General features: G+C 55.8%; 1 pseudogene. It reads left to right on the top strand.

From position 1 onward, the window contains the following. Window positions 1-1,007 (top strand): annotated as a pseudogene (locus tag ACT3RR_RS23095) (hypothetical protein); the annotation flags it as partial.

Below are 1,007 nucleotides of genomic sequence, written 5' to 3'. Positions count from 1 at the left end.
CTTTTTGGTGGCTAAGGCGGGCCAGCAATTCTACGTTAACCAGGGCGTGGGCTACGTCGGCGGGTTGCGTGCGGCGTTGGCCAGTAATGAAAATATCACTGTAGGCGTGAAGCCGGTCAAGGTATGGGTGGACGTGTGTTATCAGGGAACGCTGACCAGCGCTTACCAGACGGTCATTAAATTTACCCTGGCCGACGCGCTGCAAAATTACGTCAGCAATGGTATTGCCCACTACGTGTTTGCCCTGGCCAGCATCGACGCCGCAGGCAACATCACAGACCTGCGCCCTAAAGGCTCGTTGAGCGAACAGGCAGGAAACAGCGCGTTTTTGCGTAAAGATAAAAAACTGACGGATATTGCCGATCCGCAAGCTGCTTTAGACACGCTGGGTGGGGTGCCTAAAGTGCGAAAAGTAAACAATAAGGCGTTAAGTGGGGACATTAACCTAACGCCGGGCGACGTAGGGGCGTTATCTTCTGGCGGCACGGCGGTGGCGGCCAGTAAGTTGGCCACGGCGCGCAAAATCGCCGGTGTGAGCTTTGACGGAACGCAGGACATCAGCCTTAAACCGAGTGATGTCGGTGCGCTACCGGTTGACGCTACGGCGAAGGCGGCCAGCAAATTAGAGACGGCGCGCAAGATTGCCGGTGTGAATTTTGACGGCACTCAGGACATCAGCCTTACCGCTTCTAATGTTGGTGCACTGCCCGCCGCAGGCGGCGACGTGGGATACATCAACAACGCCTCACACTTTGGCACTAGGTCTGGTATGTGGGAGGGGGCCGGTGCGTTTCAAGGTCAATATATCTCTCCCGCCGCGCCGTTTGTCACACCGGGATATATTGCCCCTAGAGAGGTGAGTCAGTATCACCCGCTGATAAAAGGCGTGTTGCAAACGAAGGATTATGGTTACGCGGCGGCGTTCAGTTTTGGTGCGCTAACTTCGGGTAATGCCACGTTTCCTAGCGCTATCATTACTCTAACCACGGATGGTGGCACCGTGGCGG

It is taken from the genome of Ewingella sp. AOP8-B2-18 (assembly GCF_052376015.1).
Taxonomy (GTDB): Bacteria; Pseudomonadota; Gammaproteobacteria; order Enterobacterales; family Enterobacteriaceae; genus Ewingella; species Ewingella allii.
Note: the sequence above shows the minus strand (reverse complement) of the source record. Positions and strands in the feature narration are given on the sequence as shown.